Origin of the sequence: Rhodococcus sp. WB9, assembly GCF_007558985.1 — a bacterium.
Taxonomy (GTDB): Bacteria; Actinomycetota; Actinomycetes; order Mycobacteriales; family Mycobacteriaceae; genus Rhodococcus_F; species Rhodococcus_F opacus.
Map to the genome: position 1 here is coordinate 781,433 of NZ_CP041769.1, position 21,599 is coordinate 803,031.

Sequence of the window (21,599 nt, forward strand, 5' to 3'; positions counted from 1 at the left end):
TGACTAATTCCAAAAAAGCGCGATACTGGAACACATGCGACACGACACGGATCCCAAAGCGCAGCTGCGCGAGGTGGGCCTGCGTGTCACTGCACCACGTGTTGCAGTGTTGAATGCGGTTGCCGTACGGCCGCATTCCGACGTCGACGACATTGCGGCCGTAGTTCGTGAAGAGCTGGGATCGGTCTCCACCCAGGCGGTATACGACGTCCTCAAGGCGTGCACCGCCGCCGGCCTGCTCAGACGTATCGAGCCCGCGGGATCGCCCGCGAGGTTCGAAACCCGTACCGGAGACAACCACCACCACCTCGTGTGCCGCAGCTGCGGGACCGTCGTGGACGTGGACTGCGCCGTCGGTGAGGCTCCGTGCCTCGACCCTTCGCAGGCCCACGGTTTCGAGATCGACGAGGCCGAGGTCGTCTTCTGGGGGCTCTGCTCGCAGTGCCAGACCGGCGCGCAGAGCGGCACCGGGTCGGCAGCAGCCCTGTCCTGACCCCGTCCGTCCCCACCGCTACACCCTCACCCGATGCAACCTGGAGGCTTTGCCATGCCTGAAACACAGCGCGCCACCACCAACAACTTCGGAATTCCCGTCGCCAGCGACAACGAATCCCTCACCGCGGGCACGCAGGGCCCCATCCTGCTGCACGACCACTACCTGATCGAGAAGCTCGCCCAGTTCAACCGCGAGCGTGTCCCGGAGCGCGTCGTCCACGCCAAGGGCGGCGGTGCATTCGGCGAACTGGTCGTCACTCACGACGTGAGCCGCTACACGAAGGCCACGCTGTTCCAGCCCGGCGCCAGGACCGAGTCGCTGGTGCGCTTCTCCACCGTCGCCGGCGAGCAGGGCAGCCCCGACACCTGGCGTGACCCGCGCGGATTCGCCGTCAAGTTCTACACCGAGGACGGCAACTACGACCTCGTCGGCAACAACACGCCCGTCTTCTTCATCAAGGACCCGATCAAGTTCCCCGACTTCATCCACTCGCAGAAGCGACTGCCGGGATCCGGTCTGCGCGACCACAACATGCAGTGGGACTTCTGGACGCTGCGGCCCGAGTCCGCGCACCAGGTGACCTGGCTGATGGGTGACCGCGGAATCCCGAAGACGTGGCGTCACATGGACGGTTTCGGCTCGCACACGTACCAGTGGGTCAACGCCGACGGCGAACGGTTCTGGGTCAAGTACCACTTCAAGACCGATCAGGGCATCGAGTTCCTCACGCAGGACGAGGCCGACACCCTAGCCGGCAACGACCCCGATCATCACCGCGCCGACCTGTACGACACGATCGCCCGCGGCGAGTTCCCCAGCTGGACGCTGAAGGTTCAGGTCATGCCCGTCGACGAGGCCGAGGGGTACCGGTTCAACCCGTTCGACCTCACCAAGGTGTGGTCGCAGAAGGACTACCCGCTGATCGAGGTCGGCAAGTGGACCCTCAACCGGAACCCCGACAACTTCTTCGCCCAGATCGAGCAGGCCTCGTTCGAGCCGTCGAATGTCGTTCCGGGAATCGGCTTCTCGCCCGACAAGATGCTGCTGGGACGGGTCTTCTCCTACGCGGACGCGCACCGGTACCGCATCGGCGCCAACTACGCGCAGCTGCCGGTCAACGCGCCGAAGAACCAGGTGAACTCGTACTCGCAGGACGGTGCGATGCGGTACGCCACCAATTCGCCCGAGACCCCAGTGTACGCGCCGAACTCGTATGGCGGCCCGCACGCCGACGCGTCGCTCGCCGGCGACGAGGGCCTGTGGGCGTTCGACGGCGAGTCCGTGCGAGCCGGCTACATCGAGCACGCCGAAGACGGCGATTTCACGCAGGCGGGCACGCTCGTCCGCGAGGTCCTGAGCGACGACGAACGCGACCGCCTGGTGAACAACATCGTCGGCCACGCGCTCGGCGGTGTCAGCGAACCGGTTCTGCTGCGGGTCTTCGAGTACTGGAAGAGCGTCGACCCCGACCTGGGCAAGCGAGTGGAAATCGGTGTCCGGGAAGGGCAGAGTCAGAACTGATGTCGTTGGTGGGGCAGGCTCAGAGCAGGCCCCACCAATAGATCAGTACGGCGAGAACGAACACGATCACAGTTTCCACGACGACCCTCCTCCGCCCGACTGCACGCAGTGCACTTCCATCATCCACCTCGAGCGGGGACGGACGCCACTGCGCTTCGCGCCCGTGAGTACTTCTCAACCGCCCGTGGTTGAGAAGTACTCACAGGGGTGTGACGGGTGTGTCGGATGTTGTTGCTAGGTTGGGCGGTGTCAGGACACCGGCTCGGATGACCGTGTCCCGAGTCGGGGTCGAAAGGTGCTGTCTTCCATGGTGATGGGTCCCACCCATGCAATGTCCGGTGCGGCTGTCGGTCTGGCGGTGGCAGATCTGCTGCCTCTCGACTGGGGTGGGCCAACCTCGACCGCCGAGACCTTCACGTTCGCGGCGGTGTGCGCCGGAGCGGCGCTTCTCCCGGACCTGGACACGAGCCAGTCCACGGTCTCGCGCTCGTTCGGTCCGGTCAGCAACGTCGTCGCGAAGGGCGTCGATGCGGTGTCGCTGGGGTTCTACACCGTCACCAAAGGCAAACGCGACGGCAAGCGGCGGGGCGGGCACCGCACGCTCACCCACACGGCCCTGTTTGCCGTGGGTATCGGGGCCGGGGTGTCCGCGCTGGTCGTCCAGTTCGGCAAGCCCGCCATCATCGCGACGCTGTTCGTCTGCCTCGGGCTCGCGCTCCGCGGGCTGGCCGGAGAGCTGGCCAAAGAAAAAGGCTGGCTGGCGGTTTCGGCGGTCGCGGCGGTGCTGTCCGCGCTCACCTGGCAGTCGTATCCCACCGAGGCCGGTTCCACCGGACTCGGAATCGCGGTGGCCCTCGGCTGCGCCACCCACTGCCTCGGGGACGCCATCACCAAGGAGGGCGTCCCCTTCCTCGCGCCGTTCCTCACGCTCGGGAAGGAACGGTGGTGGGAGTTCCGGCTCCCCTCGTTCCTGTCCATCCGGGCAGGCGGGCCCTTCGAGAAGGTCGTGCTCGGGCCCGCCCTCACGGTGGCCGTCGGACTCATGGTCATCTGGGCCATCGACGGTGCGCCGCAGGCAATCTACGACGCGTTCATGCCCGCCCCGCAGTGACTCAGGCCGCGAGCATGTTCTCGAGATCGTCGAGGACGATCATCGCCCCGGTGGGCCCCAGCGCGAGGAACCAGGTCTCGTCGCTCACGGGCACGGCCTTGCCGTCCTTCACCGCCTGCATCTGATTCCACAGCGGACCGCCGACCACGGTCGACTCGTCGGTGGTCTCGGGCGCGCCGTAGCTGGAGTAGAAGATCCGGTCGGCGTTCGCCTCACCGATCGTCTCCTGGCTCACCTCGACGGCAAGTTCGTCGACGTTCTGCACCGTCGGACGCGGAAGTCCGACGTCCCCCAGGATGACGCCGATGAACGACAGGTTGCCGTACAGGCGGATCTTGCCGGACATGAACCGGACCAGCGAGATCGTCGGCTGGCCCGTGATGGACTCCCGGACCTCGTCGGCGCGGGTCTGATAGGCGTTGAGCACCTCCTCCGCCTTGGTCTCCTCACCGAGGGCGTCGGCGACCAGCAGGAAGTTCTCCTTCCACGGGAAACCGGGGCGGATGCCGAACACGGTCGGCGCGATGGACGACAGCTGCGGGTACAGCTTGTCGGCGCGCAGCTTGCTGCCCAGGATCAGATCGGGTTGCAGAGCGGAGATCGCCTCGAGGTTCAGGTTGTTGGTGGTCCCGACGTCCGGCACCCCGGCCAGCTTGTCGGCGAGGTAGGACGGTTGACCGGCGGCGCTCTCCGGGCTGGCCAGTCCGACGGGTGTGATTCCCAGGGAGAGCACGTCGTCCAGCTCACCGCCGTCGAGGACGATCACCCGTTCGGGCTTCTTCTCGATGACGGTCTCGCCGAGGGCGTGGGTGATGGTCCGGGGAAAGACGCCCGGTTCGGCGTCGGTGCCGAGCTTGGCGGTCTCGGCGTCCGCCGTGGCGAACTGGCGGCCGCCGGTGGCGACGTCGGCGTTGCCGGCGGACGACCCGGTGTCGGTGGTGCCGCAGGCGGCGAGAAAGACGGTGGCCAGGGCGACCAGCCCGGCGCGTACGTAGAGCCTCGAAGACATGAGGTGAGGCTAGCCTGAGGTTTCGGACCGATGGTCGCGGGGTCGCCGCAAACGGAAACACCCCACCATGCAGAAGAGGCCCTGGCCGGCGAACCGGTCAAGGCCTCTTCTCGGTGTCTCACACTGTCGGGGTGGCGGGATTTGAACCCACGACCTCTTCGTCCCGAACGAAGCGCGCTACCAAGCTGCGCCACACCCCGTGTTGAACCTCGGCTAGCTTACATTACCCAACCAGTCACCATTAAATCCCCTGGTCAGTTGCGTATAACGGTGCTCTCCGACGACTCGGCGCGACCCCGCGCGGCGTCGGCGTCCGAGCCGCCGCGCTGAGCCGGAACCAACGTCAGGAGCGTCGCCTCGGGGCGGCAGCAGAAGCGGGCGGGCGCCCACGGCGACGTCCCGATTCCCGCGGACACGTGCAGCTGGGTGTGTGCACCCCACTTGGACGGACCCTTCACCCGTGAACGGTCGATGTCGCAGTTGGTGACCAGCGCGCCGTAGAACGGCAGGCACAGCTGACCGCCGTGCGTGTGGCCCGCCAGCACGAGGTCGTAGCCGTCGTCCGCGAACCGGTCGAGCACCCGCGGTTCGGGCGAGTGGGTGATGCCCAGCCGGAGATCGGCCAGCGGATTGGGCGGACCGGCGATCGTGTCGTACCGGTCGCGCTTGAGGTGCGGATCGTCGACTCCGGCCGACGCGATCCGGACACCCGACACCTCGAGGTCGCGGCGGACGTGCGTGACGTCGAACCAGCCGCGCTCGGTGAACGCGGCCCGCAGGTCGCCCCACGGCAGCGGCTCGCCGAGGACGCGCTTGTGTTCCTTGCGGAAGTACGTGAGCGGGTTCTTCGGCTTGGGCGCGAAGTAGTCGTTGCTGCCGAAGACGAACAGTCCGGGGCGGGCGAGCAGATTCCCCAGTGCCTGGACCACTGCGGGCACCGCCCGCTGGTGCGACAGGTTGTCGCCGGTGTTCACGACGAGGTCGGGGTCGAGGTTGTCCAGTTCCCGCAGCCAGTTCTGTTTCAGCCGCTGTCCGGGCATCATGTGCAGGTCGCTGATGTGCAGCACGCGGAGCGTCGACGACCCGGGTTCGAGTACCGGCATAGTGACCTCGCGCAGCGCGAACGCATTGCGCTCGATGAGCGAGGCGTAGCCGATGCCGAGGGCGGCGGCACCCGCCGTACCCAGGGCGGCGCGGGTCAGGTTGGCACGGAACTCGTCAGACACTCTTCCAGGATACTGATGAGCGCAATCGAGATGCAGTGGACGAATCGGGGCGCGTAGCGTTTCGCCCATGCCAGATTCACTGAAAGCAAGACTGCGCTCCGACATGACGGCCGCCATGAAGGCCAAGGATTCGCTGCGCACCGCCACCATCCGCATGCTGATGGCCGCCGTGCAGACCGAAGAAGTCTCCGGCAAGGAAGCGCGCGAGCTCACCGACGACGAGGTGCTGAAGGTCCTCGCGAAGGAGTCGAAGAAGCGCGGCGAGTCCGCCGAGATCTACACCGAGAACGGTCGAGGTGAGCTGGCAGCGCAGGAGCGGGCCGAGGCTCAGATCATCGACGAGTACCTCCCGACGCCGCTGACCGACGCGGAACTGGTCGACGTCGTGGACACCGCGATCGCCCAGGTGGCCGAGGAGATCGGTGAGCGTCCCGGGATGCGTCAGATGGGTCAGGTCATGAAGGCCGCCGGCGCACTCGCGGGCGGCAAGGCCGACGGTTCGCGGCTCTCGCACGCGGTGAAGTCCCGCCTCTGACCCGCATGTGAGTGGGAAAGCGTGTGTCGCCACACTTTCCCACTCACGTGGGGGTTACCGGGGTATGGGCGGCAACTGGATCGGCGGCAGGCCGGGCAGCTGGATGGGCGGAACGGGGATCCCCTGAGCCGGCGCCTGCGGAGGAGCGGCCTTCACCGATCCGTCGCTGACGTAGATCGTGATGGTCGACCCGGGAATGGCCGAACCGGACGGCGATGCGCTCGTGACCGTCCCCTTGGCCGCCTGCGACTCGGTGGTGACCGCGTTCACGGTGAACCCCGCACCCTGCAGACGGGACGTCGCGGCCGACTGGCTCAGTCCGGTGACGTCTGGAACCTGACCGTTCTGCGAACCGCGCGCGTATTTCTGGTCGACCGGCGGCAGCGTCGTCGGCCCGAAGTTGTTGGCGATGGGGTTCATCGCCGCGTACCAGGTCCGCGCCGGTTCGTTTCCACCGAACAGGTTGCCGTCGCCACACGGCCTCAGCGGGGCCGAGCAGATCTCACCCGGTGTCGGCGAGTCGCCGAACACGTAGACGGCGGCGGCGAAGTTGTTGGTGAATCCGAGGAAGCCCGAGGACATGTGGGATTCCGTGGTACCCGTCTTGCCTGCCATCGGCAGCGTCCAGCCGACGCTGCCCGCCGCCCCGGCGGACGTGCCACCGGGCTTGTCGTCCTTGCTCATGGCGTTGGTGAGCGTGTCCGCGAGGCCGGGTTCGACCACCTGCTCGCAGGCCTGCTGGGTGACCGAGACGGGCTTGCCTTCACGGTCGAATACCGAATCGATGGGGGTGGGCGGGCACCACTTGCCGTGCGAGGCGAGCGTCGCCGCGACATTCGACAGTTCCAGCGGATTGATCCACGTGGGACCGAGGGTGAACGAACCCAGGTTCTGATCCTTCTGGAAGTCGGCCATGCTGCGGTCGTCGAATCCCGACGTGCCGGGCTGGGCGTATGAGCGCAGACCCAGCCGAACCGCCATGTCGACGGTGGGGGCGACGCCGGTCGCCTGGATCAGCTTGACGAACGCGGTGTTGGGGGACTGCGCCAAGGCGTCCGTCACCGACAGTGCCGGCGGGTACTTGCCCGCGTTCTCGACGCAGTACGTGGACGCGGGGCAGCCTCGTGCACCACCGCTACCCATGCCCCGGGCCTCGAACCGCCCGGGCACGTCCAGGATGGCGTTCGTGCCGAGGCCCTTCTCCATCGCGGCGGCCGTCGTGAAGATCTTGAAGATCGACCCGGCGCCGTGACCGGCCAGTGAGTACGGCTGCGCCTGCACGGTCTCGTTGGCGTTCGCGTCGAGGCCGTAGGTGCGGCTACTGCCCATCGCGAGGATCCGGTGTGAATCCTGGCCGGGCTGGACCACGTTCATGACGTTCGCGATGCCGTCGAGCCCCGGGCTGGCGTTCGCGCTGAGTGCCGCCTTCGTCGACGCCTGGACCGCGGGGTCGAGCGTCGTCTTGATCAGGTAGCCGCCCTTGTCGATCTGCTCGCGGCTGATGCCGGCGTTGGCCAGGTACTGCAGCGCGTAGTCGCAGAAGAAGCCGCGGTCGCCGGCCGCGATGCACCCGCGGGGCAGCCGGTTGGGCTCGGGCAGCACGCCGAGAGGCGTCTCCTTGAGCTGCCGGAGTTCGGCGGCGCGCTCGGGAATGTTCGAGATCATCGTGTCGAGAACCACGTTGCGTCGTTCGAGGACGCCATCGGGATTCGTGTACGGGTTCAGCGCCGAACTCGACTGCACCATGCCCGCGAGCATCGCGGACTGCTGCGTGTTCAGTTCGGACGCGTCGATGCCGAAGTAGGTCTGTGCGGCGTCCTGGATGCCGAACGAGGCGTTGCCGAACGGAACCAGGTTGAGGTAGCGGGTGAGGATCTCGTCCTTGGTGAGTTCCTTGTCGAGGGTCAGCGCCATCCGGATCTCGCGGATCTTGCGGGCGGGCGTCGTCTCGATCGCCGCCCGGCGTTCGGCGTCGGTCTTGGCCACGACGAGCAGCTGGTAGTTCTTCACATACTGCTGGTCGAGGGTGGACGCGCCCTGCTGCACCTCACCGCTCGTGGTGTTGGTCAGGAAGGCGCGCATCGTGCCCTGCCAGTCGACACCCTTGTGCTCGGGGAACCGGCGGTCCTCGACGGAGACGATGGCGAGCTTCATCTCGTTGGAGATCTTTTCGCTGGGCACTTCGAAGCGCCGCTGGTCGTACAGCCACGCGATGGGATTGCCCGCCGAGTCCACCATCGTCGAGACCGCGGGAACCGTTCCTTCGACCAGTTCCGCGGAGACGTTGTCGACGGTGTCAGCCGCCCTGTTGGAGGCGTAACCGAACCCGCCGGCGAGCGGAAACATCACGCCGGCGAGGAGCACTCCTGCCAAGGCGGAGGATCCCGCGAGCTTCCCCACTGTTTTTGCAATCGACACGATCTACAGAGTACGTGGGGTCTGCGGGTGCGCTGGTTGGGCGCGGAATTCGGCCAGGAAAATGCCCTGAGCACGGGGTATGGACGGGCGTACCAAAAAAGCGTGTTCTTCGTCTTGCGCGTTGCGGTTTCTTTACCTAAATTGTTGGAACAGTGTGATGGAGATAACACCCCATCGCTTATGTGGTGCAGCCTCGGCGTGCTAGGTGCCGGGGGGTGCAGACTCGAAGAGGGGAAACGAATGCACATGACCACCCCAACCAGCCGTCTGGACGTCGAGCAAGCAGAAGCGCGAATCGCCTGGGTTACCCAGGCTCGTTGCCGGGAAGTCGATCCCGACCAACTTTTTGTACGCGGCGCAGCACAGCGCAAGGCCGCAACCATTTGCCGGCATTGCCCGGTATTGATGCAGTGCGGAGCCGATGCTCTCGACAATCGTGTCGAGTTCGGCGTGTGGGGTGGCATGACGGAACGTCAGCGCCGGGCGTTGCTCAAGCAGCACCCCGAGGTGGAATCATGGTCCGACTTCTTCGAAGCTCAGCGGCAGCACCAATCCGCTGTCTGAAATTCGAGGATCGCAATCGCAGACAGGCACAGGCGGGTGACCGGTTCTCCGGCAGCGAGCTGATCAGCTCGTGCGGGTGAGCTGGTCACCTACCGCTCTCAACGCCTCGAGGTCCGACACCTCGAACGGCAGCGAGGGCACGCCGACGATCGGCACCCGAGGGTGGGCGGCCGTGAACCGGCTCAGCAGTTGGACCTCACGCTTGGCAATCACCGCCCGATGGGCGTGGATTCGCAGCACAGCGGCGGTGAGGGGGTCTTGGTCCCCGAGTTGGTCGGCGGCAGTGACCGCATGATCGGCCGACAGGGAACTGAGAGTGGGGTGCGTCCGATTCAGGACGAGGCCCGCGAGCGGCATCTCGTCGCCTGCGAGCCGGTCGACGAAGAACGCCGCCTCCCGCAATGCATCCGGCTCCGCGGCCGCGATCACCAGGAACTTCGTGCCCGGCTGCCGGAGCAATTCGTAAGTGCGCGTGGCTCTTTCCCGGAAACCGCCGAACATCGAGTCCAGTGACTGCACGAAACTCGAGGCGTCCGACAGCATCTGACTACCCACGATGGTGGAGACGCCGCGCAGCGCCAGGCCCATCGCACCGGTGACGAGCCGGGTGAGACCGCGACCCGGCGCGGTGAGCAACCGGATCATGCGACCGTCGAGGAATGCGCCCAGGCGCTGGGGTGCGTCGAGGAAGTCCAGGGCGTTGCGGGACGGCGGGGTGTCGACGATCACCAGGTCCCATTTGTCGCTGGAGGCGAGTTGCCCCAGCTTCTCCATCGCCATGTACTCCTGCGTTCCCGAAAACGAGGTGGCGACGGTCTGATAGAACGGGTTCGCGAGAATCTGCTCCGCCTTCTCCGGCGTGGAGTGCTCGATGACCATCTCGTCGAACGTGCGGCGCATGTTGAGCATCATGGCGTGCAGTTCGCCCGTCGCGTCCGGTCCGAGCTCCACGGGTTGCGGCGTGTTGTCGAGTTCCGCGACGCCGAGCGCCTGCGCGAGCCGGCGTGCCGGGTCGATGGTCAGCACGACCACCTTTCGCCCCTGCTCCGCCGCGCGCAGTGCCAGCGATGCGGCTGTAGTGGTCTTGCCGACGCCACCGGCGCCGCAACACACGACGATCCGCGTCGCCTTGTTCTGCAGAATCCCCGCGACATCGAGAGCGGAGGCGGTGCGGCGACGTTCGTGTTCAGTTGTCTGGGTCATCGGACACCCTGTTCCGTCAGATATTCGGCGAGTTCGTACAGTCCGCCCAGGTCGACACCGTCGGCGAGGGACGGCAGATGCAGTCGCGCGCCATCCACTTCGCTGAGCTGACCGGCGCTCTCCTCCTGTGCCTCGAGGACGGACGCGTGCTCGATCGTCTCGGTGAGCAACCCGGCGAAATCCTCTTCGTCGAGGGTGATCCCGCTCTTCTGCAGTCCGGCCCGGATCGATTCGGCGTCGATGCGCCCCTTCGCGGCGTCGGCCAGCGTCTCGGCGGGCAGGAACTGCGGGCTGGTGCGGTTGACGACGATGGCGCCCAGCCGCAGATCGGCCCGGACCAGTTCCTCTGCGGCGTCGGTGGTCTCCTGCACCGGAAGCGCCTCGAGCAGTGTCACGAGGTGGACGACGGTCTCGTCGGAATGCAGCAGGCGCACCACGCCCTCACTCTGCGAACGCACCGGCCCGCCCTTCGCGAGGTCGGCCATCGCCTTCGTCACGTCGAGGAAGTTGCCGATCCGCCCGGTCGGCGGGGCGTCGACGACGACGGCGTCGTACACCCGCTTGCCGGACTTGTCGGTGCGCACCACACATTCCTTGATCTTGCCGGTCAGCAGCACGTCCCGAAGCCCCGGTGCGATGGTGGTGGCGAACTCGATGGCGCCGAACTTGCGCATCGCGCGGCCGGCGAAGCCGAGGTTGTAGAACATCTCGAGGTATTCGAGGAACGCGGTCTCGATGTCGATGGCCAGCGCCATGACCTCCCCGCCACCCTCGGCGGCCGCGACTTTCGTCTCCTGCGGCGGCAGCGGGGGCACGTCGAAGAGCTGGGCGATTCCCTGCCGGCCCTCGACTTCCACCAGCAGCACGCGACGCCCACCCTCGGCCAGTGCGAGAGCCAACGCGGCGGCCACCGTGGACTTTCCGGTGCCGCCCTTTCCGGAGACGAAGTGCAGCCGGGCCTGCGCGGCCTTCTCGGGCCACGTCGGGGTGAGCTGGTCTGGGGATGCAACCACGGGTCGAGCCTATAAGTCTGGGAGCCGGGATGTGCGGGGGATAGGCTCACCGGCATGAGTGAATTGACTTCCTGGGAGTACGCCACCGTTCCGCTGCTCACACATGCGACCAAGCAGATCCTCGACCAGTGGGGCACCGACGGCTGGGAACTGGTGACGGTTCTGCCCGGGCCCACCGGTGAGCAGCACGTCGCGTACCTGAAGCGTCCGAAGGGCTGACGGCCGTGGCAGAGACACAGAACTGGTCCGCTCGCCTCGCCGAGCTCGGCATCACGCTGCCGTCCGTCGTTCCGCCGGTGGCCGCCTACGTGCCCGCCGTGCGCACCGGAAACTACGTCTACACGTCGGGGCAGCTGCCGATCGTCGAGGGCAAGCTGACGGTCGCGGGCAAGCTCGGCGCCGGCGTGTCGGACGAAGACGCCAAGGCCGCGGCCCGGGCCTGCGCACTCAACGCGCTGGCGGCAGTCGACGCGCTCGTCGGCATCGACTCGGTGGTGCGGATCGTGAAGGTCGTCGGATTCGTCGCGTCCGCCGAGGGTTTCACCGGTCAGCCCGGTGTCGTGAACGGCGCTTCCGAATTCCTCGGTGAGGTGTTCGGGGACGCGGGCGCCCACGCGCGTTCGGCCGTCGGCGTCGCGGAATTGCCGCTCGGCGCACCCGTCGAGGTGGAACTGATCGCCGAAGTGCGGCCGGAGTCGTAGTGCCATGACGCTTGCCCATCCGGCCTACGCCCAGGTGCGGGAGGTCACCCCGATCGTCTCGGTCATGCTCGAGAACAATCCCGGCATGATGACGCTCGACGGAACCAACACGTGGATTCTTCGTGCGCCGGGCCGGGACGAGTGTGTGGTGGTCGATCCGGGTGACGCCGACGAGGAGCATCTCGCCCGCGTCGCGGCACTCGGACCGGTCGCGCTGACGCTGATCACGCACCGTCATTTCGACCACACCGGGGGAGTGCAGCGGTTCTTCGAACTGACCGGTGCGCCCGTGCGTTCGGTGGATCCCGAATTCCTTCGGGGCGGCGGCGAAACCCTCGTGGACGGCGAGACCATCGACGTCGCGGGGCTCACGCTCACGGTGATCGCCACGCCCGGGCACACGAAGGATTCGGTGTCCTTCACCGTGGAAGGTGAGGGCACCGTCCTCACCGGCGACACGATCCTCGGCCGCGGCACCACTGTGCTCGACGACACGGACGGCGACCTCGGCGACTACCTGTCGTCGCTGCGCCGCCTGCTGGACCTCGGAACCGGACACCGGGTGATGCCCGGCCACGGACCCGAACTGCCCGAACTGAACGTCGTCGCGCAGCAGTACCTCGATCATCGCGAGGAGCGACTCGATCAGGTGCGGGCCGCGCTCGGCGAACTCGGCGGCACCCCCACCGTCCGCGAGGTGGTCGAGCACGTCTACTCCGACGTCGACCCGAAGTTGTGGCCGGTGGCGGAGAAGTCCGTCAACGTGCAGCTCGCCCACTTGCGCAGCCTCGACTAGTCACTGAAACGACTGCGGCCACCCCCTCGCTGTGAGGGGGTGGCCGCAGTCGTAGGTGCCGGGACTACCGCGCGCGACGTGCCAGGCGCTCGGAGTCGGAGATCAGCACGCTCTTGCCTTCGAGGCGCAGCCATCCGCGGTGCGCGAAGTCGGCGAGCGCCTTGTTGACGGTCTCACGGGAAGCGCCGACGAGCTGGGCGATCTCTTCCTGCGTGAGGTCGTGGGTGACGCGCAGCGAGCCCGCCTCCTGGGTGCCGAACCGCTGCGCGAGCTGCAGCAGCGCCTTGGCGACACGACCGGGGACGTCCGTGAAGATGAGGTCGGCCAGGTTGTTGTTGGTGCGACGCAGACGGCGCGCGAGCACCCGCAGGAGCTGTTCGGCGATCTCCGGGCGGTGGTCGATCCACGCCTTGAGCGCTTCGCGGTCCATGCTGACCGCGCGGACCTCGGTGACCGTCGTGGCGGTGGACGTACGCGGACCCGGGTCGAAGATGGACAGCTCACCGAACATGTCGGACGGGCCCATGATCGTCAGCAGGTTTTCACGGCCGTCCGGCGAGCGGCGGCCGATCTTCACCTTGCCCGAAACGATGATGTACAGGCGGTCACCGGGCTCACCTTCGTTGAAGATGACATGTCCGCGGGGGAAGTCGACAGGCTGCAGCTGCTTGGTCAGCGCCGCTACCGCTGAGGGCTCGACTCCTTGGAAGATGCCGGCTCTTGCCAGGACGTCGTCCACGTGCGCTCCTTGGGAATATTGTTCGTCTGTATGCATATTGTGCGCGATTTGCTGCATGTCGACGATGCCCCGGTGATCCGCGGCGTGTCGCTGTGCAACAGGTACGGCTCTGAAGTCTACGTTGAGACGGCTCGGTCTGAGTGACCGATACCACGGAAGTCGCAAAAGTTAACCGGGGGATGCGTCCTTCGGTGTGCTGATTCGGGGGCTGCCCAGCGCTCAGCTGGCGCGCCGCGAGCCCACTTCGGTGACGGCGGCGTCGTCGGATTCGAAGCCCGACCGACCCTTGCGACGTCGATGGAAGCGTGCCAATGCGTGGGGGAAACCTTCGTGGGCCAGGGTGGCTACTTCGTCGTGACTTGCCTGGTCGAGGAACTCTTCCACCTCTTGCTGACGAACCGTGAGCCGGCGGAGTCTGAACTCCACCCGCTCCATTGCCAGCGCAAACAGCATCAGCAGCACTGGGAAGAGGACCACAGCGAGACCTTGCATACCGGGAAGTAAACACTGGAAATGTCTCAGAAGCGACACAGCGGCGATTCGGATCGGTCGGGTATCCGTAGAGTTGATCCCGTGCATGCGACCCCCAGCGACGGCTCCGAAGTGCGTGGACGCACCCGTTCGCGGGCCGCGAAACAGGACGAAACCCGGATCGGACTCGTCCGGCGCGCCCGGAGAATGAACCGGCGGCTCGCCGAGGCCTTCCCACACGTCTACTGCGAGCTCGACTTCACCACCCCACTCGACCTCGCCGTCGCGACCATCCTCTCCGCGCAGTGCACTGACGTGCGGGTGAACATGGTGACGCCGGCGCTGTTCGCCCGCTATCCCGACGCCAAGGCGTACGCGGAGGCCGAACGCACCGAACTCGAGGAATACATCCGGTCCACGGGCTTCTACCGCAACAAGACGAACTCACTGATCGGGCTGGGGCAGGCTCTGCTCGAACGCTTCGACGGCGAGGTCCCCGGCAATCTGAAGGACCTCGTGACGCTGCCCGGGATCGGCCGGAAGACGGCCAACGTGATCCTCGGCAACGCGTTCGATGTGCCGGGAATCACCGTCGACACCCACTTCGGCAGGCTCGTCCGACGCTGGAAGTGGACCGAGGAGGAAGACCCGGTCAAGGTCGAGCACGCGATCGGCGCCCTGATCGAGCGCAAGGAGTGGACGCTGCTCTCGCACCGCGTGATCTTCCACGGCAGGCGCGTCTGCCACGCCCGCAAGCCCGCCTGCGGGGTGTGTGTGCTCGCCAAGGACTGTCCGTCGTACGGGCTGGGCCCGATCGACCCCGACGTCGCCGCCGAACTGGTTCGTGGACCGGAGACGGAGCATCTGCTGCGTCTGGCCGGCAGGTGAGGGTAGATACGGGTGTCTAGCGCAGCGCGGTGGAGTCTGGCCGCCCTCGTGGTCGTGGTGGCTCTCGTCGTCGCGATCTGGCCGCGGGGTGACGACGCGGAGGCGCCGTCGTACCAGGACCGGTTCGGTTCGGGTGGCCGTACCCCGACGGCGGTGAGCGCCGATCCCGACGCGCTCGCGGCACTGAGGACGCAGGCGGGTCTGGAATCGTGCCCGGCCTCGACGGCCACGTCCGAGCCTTCGCCGGGTTCGGTGCTGTCCGGCATCACACTGGAATGCGTGGCCGACGGCAGCCAGGTGGATCTGGCCGCCGCGCTCGATGGTAAGCCGGCGTTGCTGAATCTGTGGGCCTACTGGTGCGGACCCTGCGCCGAGGAGCTGCCCTATATGCAGCAGTTTTCGGATCGTGCGGGTGACGCGGTTACCGTGCTTACGGTGCACACCGATCCTAACGAGTCCAGCGCGCTGTCCCGGCTCGTCGACTACTCCGTCACGCTGCCCGGTGTGCAGGACGGCGACGGGCGCGTCCGCGTCGCGGTCGGAGCCCCGCCTGTCCTGCCCGTCTCGGTGCTGATCCGGCCCGATGGCACGGTGGCGAAGGTTCTGCCGCAGCCGTTCCGCAGCGTCGACGAGATCGCGGACGCCGTCGAACAGAACCTGGGGGTGGCGGCATGACGAACTCCGTGGACGGTGTCGCCGTTCCGCCGTGGCTGCGCCGGGTCGTGCACCGGACCCCGGCCGACCCGCACAAGATCAACCCCGTCCTCGATCGGCGCGCACCCCGCGGCGCGACCACCCGTGAGGCGGCGGTGCTCGTGTTGTTCGGCGGCCCCGTCGAGGCGGACCCGCTGATGTCGGGAGGTCTGCCCGCCGACGCGGACATCCTGCTCACCCAGCGTGCGTCCACGATGCGTCAGCACAGTGGTCAGGTGGCGTTCCCCGGGGGCGCCAGCGATCCCGGCGACGAGGGGCCCATCGCTACCGCGCTGCGGGAGGCCCAGGAGGAGACGGGACTCGACCCGTCCGGTGTCCGCCCGCTCGCCGTGCTCGAGGAGATCTTCATCCCGCCGTCCGGCTTCGACGTCACTCCCGTCCTCGCGTACTGGGAGAAGCCCAGCGAGGTCGGCGTGGTCGATCCCGCAGAGGCGGAACGTGTCGCCCGGGTCCCCGTGCACACCCTGATCGATCCGCGGAACCGGTTCCAGGTGCGGCACCCGGCCGGATACCAGGGTCCCGCGTTCGCCGTCGACGGCATGCTCGTGTGGGGTTTCACGGCCGGCATCCTGGCCGCCCTGTTCGCAGTCTCCGGCTGGGAACAGGAGTGGGACCGCCACGACATCCGCGACCTCGACACCGTCCTCGCCGAACTCGACAACGATCTCGACGACGACCATCTGACCCACGGTCACGGCCGGCCGGCGGCCGAGCTGTGACGGGCTCGCACTGGATCGACCTGGCGATCGTGCTGATCGCCTTCGTCGCCGCGACGTCCGGCTGGCGGCAGGGCGCGGTGGCGTCGGTGCTCGCCTTCATCGGGGTCGTACTCGGTGCGGTGGCGGGCATCCTGATCGCCCCACACGTGCTGGTGCACGTGGACGAGGGCCGCGGCCGCGTGCTGGTCGGTATCGCCTTGATCGTGGTGCTGGTGATCATCGGCGAAGTCGCGGGCATGGTCCTCGGCCGCGCCGCGCGGGGAAGTATGCACAGTCCGGTCGCGCGGTCCGTCGACAGCGTGATCGGCGCCTGCGTGCAGGCCGTCGCGGTGTTCGTCGCGGCGTGGCTGCTGGCGATCCCGCTCACGTCCTCGTCCCAGCCTCAGCTGGCGGCGGCGGTGCGCGGGTCGAGCGTCCTCGAAACTGTCGACAACATCGCGCCCGCCTGGATGCGGCAACTGCCCACCGAGTTCACTGCCCTGCTCGACACGTCCGGGCTTCCCGACGTCATCGGGCCGTTCGGGCGTACCCCCATCACGACCGTCGACCCGCCGGACGCCAGCGTCCTGGAGAGCCCCGTCGCGTCCTCGCTGCAGTCGAGCGTGCTGCGGATCCGGGGTGTGGCCCCGAGTTGTCAGCGGGCGCTCGAGGGATCCGGATTCGTCGTGGCGCCCGACCGGGTGATGACCAACGCCCACGTGGTCGCGGGAACGGCGGGCATCGTCGTCGACACGGCGAACGGGCCGATGGACGCCGAGGTCGTGCTGTTCGACCCGTCCGCCGACGTCGCGGTGCTCGAGGTGCCCGGACTGGAGGCCCCGGTCCTGAACTTCGCGCCCGAGCCGGCCCGGACCGGCGACAACGCCCTGGTGCTCGGCTACCCGGGCGGCGGGCCGTACACCGCCAGCGCCGCGCGGATCCGGGAGATCCTGGACCTCAGTGGTCCCGACATCTACCGGGCGGGAACGGTCCAGCGTGAGGTGTACACGGTCCGCGGTTCCATCCGGCAGGGGAACTCGGGCGGACCGCTCGTCGACAGCGACGGCCGGGTGCTCGGGGTGGTCTTCGGCGCCGCCGTCGACAACAGCGACACCGGGTTCGTGCTCACCGCCGCCGAGGTGTCGCGTCAGCTGCAGGCTGCGTCCGGGGCGTCCGTCGCCGTGGACACCGGCGCGTGCATCCTCTGACCGTCGGTCAGACGGTGCGGGGTGCGACGAGGTCCAGCAGGGCGGCGTTGACCCGCTCCGGGGCTTCCCAGTGCGCGTAGTGGCCGACACCGGGGACCGTATGCATCTGCTGGGTGGGCGCGAAGCGGTGACTGCGACGCACGGTGTCCGCGAGCACGTACGGGTCGAGGTCGCCGTGGAGGTGCAGGACCGGGATCCGCAGCGTCTGATCCATCGACGCCATGAACCGGCTGCCGTCCGGGCGGAACTGGCTGCGGAACGCCCACCGCTGATACTCCAGGGTGCAGTGCGCGGTCCCGGGAATCTGAATCGCCGAGCGCATCCGTGACATCACGACGTCGAACTCCGGGTTCTCCGTCCAGGCGGGTCCGGAGCGTTCGCGGATCAACCGTTCGACCTCCGACCCGTTGTCGCGGGTGAGGCGACGTTCGGGACGCCACGGCACCTGGCAGGAGACGAACGAGGGCAGCAGGGCCTTGCGCTGGTAGCGGTCGTGGAGGACGGCCTGCTTGAGCGCGACCGGATGCGGCGAGCTGACCAGTGCGATCGACCGGACGAGGCGAGCGTGGAGGACGGCCGTCGCCCAGCAGACGAGGCCGCCGTCGGCGTGCCCGACGAGGGTGGCCTCGCCGTAGCCCATCGCCCGGATGAGGCCGGCGATGTCGCCGGCCAGCGTCCACCCGTCGTAGCCGCGCGGCGGTTTGTCGGAATCGCCGTAGCCGCGCAGGTCCACGGCGACGGCCCGGTACCCCTCCGCGGACAGCGCGGTCAGCTGATGGCGCCACGACCACCAGAAGTCCGCGAATCCGTGCAGCAGGACGACGAGCGGCGCATCCGGGGCGGATGCGCCGACCTCGACGGTGTGGAAGCGGATTCCGTTGGCATGGATGTCGCGATGAATCCAGGGGCCGTCGAAACGGACGGTAGACGGATCGGGTGGTGCCACAGGAGCGAGTTACCGCGCGTGACGTCCGCTGGACGACGCGAGATGGGCTTCCGCGTCCGAGTACGACGTCGGGAGCACCGTCTTGGCCTGCTTCAGCGAGTCGATGGTCTTCTCCGGTGCGCGGAGTTTGCGTACCCGCAGATAACCGAGCAGCGCGAGGACCGCCGTCACCACGACCATGATCAGGAAGACGATCAGGAACGCCAGCCAGCGGGCGATCCACACGTCGAGGAGTTCGGCGAGGAAGAAGAAGAAGAAAAACGAGCTGAACAGCAGCACGGTGAACGCGAGGATGAAGAACAGGCTGCCCTGCAGGCCCTTCTTGACCTCACCGGTGACCTCGGCCTTCGCGAGCTCGACCTCGGCGCGGACCAGGGTGGACACCTGCGCGGTCGCATGCTTGACCAGCGTGCCGAGGCTCGCCTCGCCGGGTGTCTGAGCGTCCACGTCCGTGAGCGGGATCGACGACACCGTGTTCGGCACCCCGTCTCCCGTGTATCGCGGGCTGTCTCCCTTGCCGTGAGTGATGCTCACTTGTCGACCCCTCCAGGTAGCTCTTGCACTTCCGAGTCATCCTTCCGGGCCGCATGGACCCGACCGCGTCGCCACAGTAACGCTGATCCGATCAGCGACGCTGTCAACGATGTCACGAGCACCGCGACCTTAGCTATTTCGGCCTCGCTGCCGTCACCGATTCCCGCAAGCGCGAGATCCGCTACGAGAAGGCTAACGGTGAACCCGATCGCACCGAGCACTGAGAGGGCAAACATGTCCCGGAATCCCAGTGCTCGCGGCTTCTTCGCGATACCCAGGCGGATCGCGAGCCAGGAGATGCCGAAGATGCCGACGGTCTTGCCGACGAGGAGCCCCGCGATCACGGACTGCGAGATCGGGTTGGTGAACAACTGCCCGAGGAGCTCGCTGCTCAGGGCCACGCCGGACGCGAACAGGGCGAACAGCGGGACACAGACGCCCGCCGACAGCGGCTGGATGCGGTGCTCGAGGCGGGCGCCCGGGGATTCTCTCTCGCCGGGGTCGCGCCGGACCCGGGTGAGGAGGCCGAGCGCGACACCGGCGAGTGTGGCGTGGATTCCGGCGTCGTGCATGCAGAACCAGGTGAGCAGTGCGAGTGGAACGTAGAGCAGTGGGGTGGTGATGCGCCGGTGCTGGGCGAACGCGTAGACGGCCAGGCACACGGCGGCGCCCAGCAGCCACAGCAGGGCGATCGAGCTGGTGAACAGGACCGCGATGAGCACGATCGCGAGCAGGTCGTCGACGACGGCCAGGCTGAGCAGGAAGACCCGGGCGCTGGCCGGGATGCGAGACCCGGTCAGCGCCAGCACACCCAGTGCGAACGCGATGTCGGTGGCGACCGGGATCGCCCAGCCCCGTTCCATGCCGGGTGTGCCGGCGCCGATCGTCGCGGCGATGATCGCGGGCACGACCACACCGCCGCAGGCCGCGATGATCGGGAGCAGGGCACGTTTGCGGTCGGCGAGTTCGCCCACCACCATTTCCCGCTTCAATTCGAGGCCGGCGACGAAGAAGAAGACCGCCAGCAGCCCGTCTTGCGCCCACGTCCCGACCGTCAGGTTCAGGTGGAGTGCCTCCGGGCCGATCTGCCAGTCGCGCAGTGCGAAGTACGAATCCGAGACGGGGGAGTTCGCCCACACGAGGGCGACCGCCGCGGCGACGAGCAGGATCGAACCGCCGACCGTCTCGGTGCGGAGGTAGCGGGAGAGTTCGGAGCGGAGGGGCTGAGTCACCGGGGGCGCTCGCTTTCGATGTGGTCCGGGTACGGCAAATGCTCTGCCGACCAGACTTCCCGGCGCACCGAGAAGAGCCTATCCAATTTGCCAAGCGAAAGACACGAGGTGTTCAATTCCTAAGGAATGGACGCTCGTCCCAATAGTTGAAATAGCATCGTGCAGGAGTAAGTCGAGTGAGCAGTGCCGTCGATACGTCGAAGCCAGAACCGGACGGCGGGGCCACCGTCGCCGGCGTACCCAGAAGCCGGATCGTCGTCGCGAGCATGGTGGGAACATCCATCGAGTTCTACGACTTCTACATCTATGCCACCGCGGCCGTGTCGGTGTTCCCGCACCTGTTCTTCCCCAAGGGAAACGGCACCACCGCCCTGCTGGCGTCCCTCGCCACGTTCGGTCTGGCCTTCGTCGCCCGGCCGCTCGGCTCGATCCTGTTCGGCCACTTCGGCGACCGCATCGGACGCAAGACGACGCTCGTCGGCTCACTGCTCACCATGGGTATCGCCACGTTCGTGATCGGCCTGCTGCCGACGTACCACCAGATCGGCCTCGTCGCGCCCGCACTGCTGGCGTTGATGCGGTTCTGCCAGGGCCTGGGACTAGGCGGTGAATGGAGTGGCGCGGCGTTGCTCGCGACCGAGACCGCGCAGAAGGGCAAGCGGGCCTGGGCCGCCATGTGGCCGCAGCTCGGCGCACCCATCGGGTTCTTCCTCGCCAACGGTCTGTTCCTGATCATCACGCTGTTCCTGGCCCACGACAACAGCAGCCCCGACCTGGACGGCGCGTTCCTCACGTGGGGCTGGCGTATCCCGTTCCTGCTCAGCGCGATCATGGTGATGATCGGCCTGTACGTGCGGCTGAAGCTCGAGGAGACGCCCGTGTTCGCCCGCGCCGTCGCGCGGGGCGAGAAGGTGAAGACCCCGCTGGCCGAGGTGTTCAAGACCAGTTGGCGTCAGCTGATCATCGGCACGTTCGTCATGCTCGCCACGTACACGCTCTTCTACATCATGACCACCTGGGTGCTCAGTTACGGCACCGGCAAGACCCCCGCCCAGGGCGGCACCGGAGCCGGCTTCCACTACACCGACTTCCTCGTCCTCCAGCTGATCGCGGTCCTGTTCTTCGCGGCCGCCGTCCCCGTGTCGGGGTGGCTGGCCGACCGCTTCGGTCGCCGCATCACGCTGCTCACCATCACCGGGTTCATCATGGTCTTCGGGCTCACGTTCGGCGTGATCCTGAACCAGGAGGGCATGGGCAACGCCCGCATGCTCGTATTCCTGGCCATCGGAATGTTGTTGATGGGCATGACCTTCGGTCCGATGAGCGCCGTTCTGCCCGAGTTGTTCCCGACCAACGTGCGCTACACGGGTTCGGGGATCGCCTACAACACCGCCAGCATCCTCGGTGCCGCCGTCGCGCCGTTCATCGCCACCTGGCTCGCCACGTCGTACGGCGTCGGCTGGGTGGGCATCTACCTGCTGATCGCCGCCGCGCTCACGTTCGTGGCGCTGCTCGTCATGCGCGAGACCCGCGACCAGTCCCTCGACGACGTAGGGGCATAGCCCCCGTGCGCCTT

23 protein-coding genes and 1 tRNA gene are annotated in these 21,599 nt (G+C 67.3%); 13 read left to right on the forward strand and 11 right to left on the reverse strand.

What is annotated here, in order from left to right; all coding sequences use genetic code 11:
- The first annotated feature begins 34 nt into the window (after positions 1–34).
- The 3 genes from FND50_RS03760 to FND50_RS03770 all read left to right on the forward strand — a co-directional run bounded on the left by FND50_RS03760 (position 35) and on the right by FND50_RS03770 (position 3,128).
- A complete protein-coding gene (locus FND50_RS03760) occupies positions 35–493 on the forward strand; it encodes a Fur family transcriptional regulator (protein ID WP_005256074.1) in 459 nt (152 codons plus the stop codon).
- A gap of 54 nt (positions 494–547) precedes the next feature.
- Positions 548–2,017: a catalase gene (locus tag FND50_RS03765; RefSeq protein WP_144284798.1), complete on the forward strand. Its 1,470-nt coding sequence runs from the start codon at positions 548–550 to the stop codon at positions 2,015–2,017.
- Between the two features lie 307 nt (positions 2,018–2,324).
- Positions 2,325–3,128 (forward strand): metal-dependent hydrolase, encoded by an 804-nt coding sequence (locus tag FND50_RS03770; protein ID WP_144284799.1) that lies wholly within the window; start codon positions 2,325–2,327, stop codon positions 3,126–3,128.
- 1 nt (position 3,129) lies between these two features.
- On the opposite strand, the gene FND50_RS03775 is transcribed toward FND50_RS03770, so the two are convergent.
- From FND50_RS03775 to FND50_RS03785, 3 genes are all read right to left on the reverse strand, one after another.
- Positions 3,130–4,137: an ABC transporter substrate-binding protein gene (locus tag FND50_RS03775; RefSeq protein ID WP_144284800.1), complete on the reverse strand. Its 1,008-nt coding sequence runs from the start codon at positions 4,135–4,137 to the stop codon at positions 3,130–3,132.
- 126 nt (positions 4,138–4,263) lie between these two features.
- Positions 4,264–4,337: transfer RNA gene (locus FND50_RS03780), tRNA-Pro, on the reverse strand.
- Positions 4,338–4,391: 54 nt separating this feature from the next.
- Positions 4,392–5,363: a metallophosphoesterase gene (locus FND50_RS03785; RefSeq protein WP_144284801.1), complete on the reverse strand. Its 972-nt coding sequence runs from the start codon at positions 5,361–5,363 to the stop codon at positions 4,392–4,394.
- Positions 5,364–5,430: 67 nt separating this feature from the next.
- Between FND50_RS03785 and FND50_RS03790 the strand changes: the two genes are divergently transcribed.
- Complete coding sequence (locus FND50_RS03790; protein ID WP_005248498.1) at positions 5,431–5,898, forward strand: GatB/YqeY domain-containing protein; 468 nt, start codon at positions 5,431–5,433, stop codon at positions 5,896–5,898.
- Between the two features lie 54 nt (positions 5,899–5,952).
- On the opposite strand, the gene FND50_RS03795 is transcribed toward FND50_RS03790, so the two are convergent.
- Positions 5,953–8,298: a transglycosylase domain-containing protein gene (locus tag FND50_RS03795; protein ID WP_144288969.1), complete on the reverse strand. Its 2,346-nt coding sequence runs from the start codon at positions 8,296–8,298 to the stop codon at positions 5,953–5,955.
- Between the two features lie 258 nt (positions 8,299–8,556).
- Between FND50_RS03795 and FND50_RS03800 the strand changes: the two genes are divergently transcribed.
- A complete protein-coding gene (locus FND50_RS03800; protein ID WP_005248496.1) occupies positions 8,557–8,880 on the forward strand; it encodes a WhiB family transcriptional regulator in 324 nt (107 codons plus the stop codon).
- 63 nt (positions 8,881–8,943) lie between these two features.
- On the opposite strand, the gene FND50_RS03805 is transcribed toward FND50_RS03800, so the two are convergent.
- The gene (locus tag FND50_RS03805; protein WP_144284802.1) at positions 8,944–10,083 is read right to left on the reverse strand and encodes an ArsA family ATPase; all 1,140 of its coding nucleotides are present in this window, start codon (positions 10,081–10,083) and stop codon (positions 8,944–8,946) included.
- Positions 10,080–11,096: an ArsA-related P-loop ATPase gene (locus FND50_RS03810; RefSeq protein ID WP_054245902.1), complete on the reverse strand. Its 1,017-nt coding sequence runs from the start codon at positions 11,094–11,096 to the stop codon at positions 10,080–10,082. Before FND50_RS03810 ends, FND50_RS03805 begins: the two co-directional genes overlap by 4 nt.
- A 54-nt stretch (positions 11,097–11,150) precedes the next feature.
- Here FND50_RS03810 and FND50_RS03815 point away from each other — a divergent pair, with 54 nt between their 5' ends.
- Genes FND50_RS03815 through FND50_RS03825 form a run of 3 tightly spaced genes read left to right on the forward strand, consistent with a single transcriptional unit; the run spans position 11,151 to position 12,593 of the window.
- Complete coding sequence (locus FND50_RS03815) at positions 11,151–11,315, forward strand: DUF4177 domain-containing protein (protein WP_005248493.1); 165 nt, start codon at positions 11,151–11,153, stop codon at positions 11,313–11,315.
- Positions 11,316–11,320: 5 nt separating this feature from the next.
- Positions 11,321–11,797, forward strand: a complete 477-nt coding sequence (locus tag FND50_RS03820) for a RidA family protein (RefSeq protein WP_005256087.1) — start codon at positions 11,321–11,323, stop codon at positions 11,795–11,797.
- Positions 11,798–11,801: 4 nt separating this feature from the next.
- The gene (locus FND50_RS03825; RefSeq protein WP_005256088.1) at positions 11,802–12,593 is read left to right on the forward strand and encodes an MBL fold metallo-hydrolase; all 792 of its coding nucleotides are present in this window, start codon (positions 11,802–11,804) and stop codon (positions 12,591–12,593) included.
- A 64-nt stretch (positions 12,594–12,657) separates the two neighbouring features.
- Here FND50_RS03825 and FND50_RS03830 read toward each other — a convergent pair whose 3' ends face one another.
- Positions 12,658–13,332 carry a Crp/Fnr family transcriptional regulator gene (locus FND50_RS03830; RefSeq protein WP_005256089.1) on the reverse strand — a complete coding sequence of 225 codons (675 nt, stop codon included), beginning with the start codon at positions 13,330–13,332 and terminating at the stop codon, positions 12,658–12,660.
- Between the two features lie 219 nt (positions 13,333–13,551).
- Positions 13,552–13,824, reverse strand: a complete 273-nt coding sequence (locus FND50_RS03835; RefSeq protein ID WP_005248489.1) for a hypothetical protein — start codon at positions 13,822–13,824, stop codon at positions 13,552–13,554.
- Between the two features lie 21 nt (positions 13,825–13,845).
- On the opposite strand from FND50_RS03835, the gene nth reads away from it, so the two are divergent.
- From nth to marP, 4 genes are read left to right on the forward strand one after another with little or no spacing between them, the layout of a single operon-like run.
- The gene (nth, locus tag FND50_RS03840) at positions 13,846–14,691 is read left to right on the forward strand and encodes an endonuclease III (RefSeq protein ID WP_043943640.1); all 846 of its coding nucleotides are present in this window, start codon (positions 13,846–13,848) and stop codon (positions 14,689–14,691) included.
- Positions 14,692–14,703: 12 nt separating this feature from the next.
- Positions 14,704–15,366, forward strand: coding sequence for a TlpA disulfide reductase family protein (locus FND50_RS03845; RefSeq protein WP_144284803.1), 663 nt, complete (start codon positions 14,704–14,706; stop codon positions 15,364–15,366).
- The gene (locus FND50_RS03850; protein ID WP_144284804.1) at positions 15,363–16,124 is read left to right on the forward strand and encodes a CoA pyrophosphatase; all 762 of its coding nucleotides are present in this window, start codon (positions 15,363–15,365) and stop codon (positions 16,122–16,124) included. The genes FND50_RS03845 and FND50_RS03850 overlap by 4 nt, the downstream gene beginning before the upstream one ends.
- On the forward strand, positions 16,121–17,311 hold the full coding sequence (gene marP, locus FND50_RS03855; RefSeq protein WP_144284805.1) for an acid resistance serine protease MarP: 1,191 nt from the start codon (positions 16,121–16,123) through the stop codon (positions 17,309–17,311). Before FND50_RS03850 ends, marP begins: the two co-directional genes overlap by 4 nt.
- Positions 17,312–17,318: 7 nt before the next feature.
- Here the strand turns inward: marP and FND50_RS03860 are convergent, their stop codons facing one another.
- From FND50_RS03860 to nhaA, 3 genes are read right to left on the reverse strand one after another with little or no spacing between them, the layout of a single operon-like run.
- Positions 17,319–18,257, reverse strand: coding sequence for an alpha/beta fold hydrolase (locus FND50_RS03860; RefSeq protein WP_054245904.1), 939 nt, complete (start codon positions 18,255–18,257; stop codon positions 17,319–17,321).
- 9 nt (positions 18,258–18,266) lie between these two features.
- The gene (locus tag FND50_RS03865; RefSeq protein ID WP_005248483.1) at positions 18,267–18,791 is read right to left on the reverse strand and encodes a phage holin family protein; all 525 of its coding nucleotides are present in this window, start codon (positions 18,789–18,791) and stop codon (positions 18,267–18,269) included.
- Complete coding sequence (gene nhaA, locus FND50_RS03870; RefSeq protein ID WP_005561768.1) at positions 18,788–20,023, reverse strand: Na+/H+ antiporter NhaA; 1,236 nt, start codon at positions 20,021–20,023, stop codon at positions 18,788–18,790. The genes FND50_RS03865 and nhaA overlap by 4 nt, the downstream gene beginning before the upstream one ends.
- A 176-nt stretch (positions 20,024–20,199) precedes the next feature.
- Between nhaA and FND50_RS03875 the strand changes: the two genes are divergently transcribed.
- On the forward strand, positions 20,200–21,585 hold the full coding sequence (locus FND50_RS03875) for an MFS transporter (protein WP_144284806.1): 1,386 nt from the start codon (positions 20,200–20,202) through the stop codon (positions 21,583–21,585).
- Positions 21,586–21,599 lie beyond the last annotated feature (14 nt).

Excerpts from the sequence above, each read along its gene's own strand:
- FND50_RS03760 (WP_005256074.1), top strand. The coding sequence starts at position 35 with ATGCGACACGACACGGATCCCAAAGCGCAGCTGCGCGAGGTGGGCCTG.
- FND50_RS03765 (WP_144284798.1), top strand. The coding sequence starts at position 548 with ATGCCTGAAACACAGCGCGCCACCACCAACAACTTCGGAATTCCCGTC.
- FND50_RS03770 (WP_144284799.1), top strand. The coding sequence starts at position 2,325 with ATGGTGATGGGTCCCACCCATGCAATGTCCGGTGCGGCTGTCGGTCTG.
- FND50_RS03775 (WP_144284800.1), bottom strand. The coding sequence starts at position 4,137 with ATGTCTTCGAGGCTCTACGTACGCGCCGGGCTGGTCGCCCTGGCCACC.
- FND50_RS03790 (WP_005248498.1), top strand. The coding sequence starts at position 5,431 with ATGCCAGATTCACTGAAAGCAAGACTGCGCTCCGACATGACGGCCGCC.
- FND50_RS03800 (WP_005248496.1), top strand. The coding sequence starts at position 8,557 with ATGCACATGACCACCCCAACCAGCCGTCTGGACGTCGAGCAAGCAGAA.
- FND50_RS03805 (WP_144284802.1), bottom strand. The coding sequence starts at position 10,083 with ATGACCCAGACAACTGAACACGAACGTCGCCGCACCGCCTCCGCTCTC.
- FND50_RS03815 (WP_005248493.1), top strand. The coding sequence starts at position 11,151 with ATGAGTGAATTGACTTCCTGGGAGTACGCCACCGTTCCGCTGCTCACA.
- FND50_RS03825 (WP_005256088.1), top strand. The coding sequence starts at position 11,802 with ATGACGCTTGCCCATCCGGCCTACGCCCAGGTGCGGGAGGTCACCCCG.
- FND50_RS03835 (WP_005248489.1), bottom strand. The coding sequence starts at position 13,824 with ATGCAAGGTCTCGCTGTGGTCCTCTTCCCAGTGCTGCTGATGCTGTTT.
- nth (WP_043943640.1), top strand. The coding sequence starts at position 13,846 with ATGTCTCAGAAGCGACACAGCGGCGATTCGGATCGGTCGGGTATCCGT.
- FND50_RS03850 (WP_144284804.1), top strand. The coding sequence starts at position 15,363 with ATGACGAACTCCGTGGACGGTGTCGCCGTTCCGCCGTGGCTGCGCCGG.